Source organism: Sphingomonas sp. 10B4 (genome assembly GCF_035019905.1).
In the GTDB taxonomy this organism is placed as follows: Bacteria; Pseudomonadota; Alphaproteobacteria; order Sphingomonadales; family Sphingomonadaceae; genus Sphingomonas; species Sphingomonas glacialis.
Genome location: NZ_JASJVC010000488.1, coordinates 1 through 247 on the forward strand (window position 1 = coordinate 1; position 247 = coordinate 247).

1 protein-coding gene is annotated in these 247 nt (G+C 59.9%); it reads right to left on the reverse strand.

Annotated features, from left to right (window positions below):
* On the reverse strand, nucleotides 1–247 hold a 247-nt coding region (locus tag QN347_RS20605; RefSeq protein WP_323494519.1), incomplete at both ends, for a CoA transferase.

Consider the following 247-nt stretch of genomic DNA (forward strand, 5'->3'; position numbering starts at 1 on the left):
GCATAATCGAGGCCATATTTGGCGAGCTGACCGACCTTATAATTTTCCAGCACGACGTCGCACTGCGCGACCAAGTCGCGGATGATTTGCTGTCCCTCGGGTGTGGCCAGATCGACCGTGATCGCTTGCTTGCCGCGATTGGCCGCCAGATAATACGCCGCTTCGCTGCTGTCCTGGCCGTTTGCATCTTGCAGATACGGCGGGCCCCAACTGCGGGTATCGTCGCCGACACCGGGGCGTTCTACCT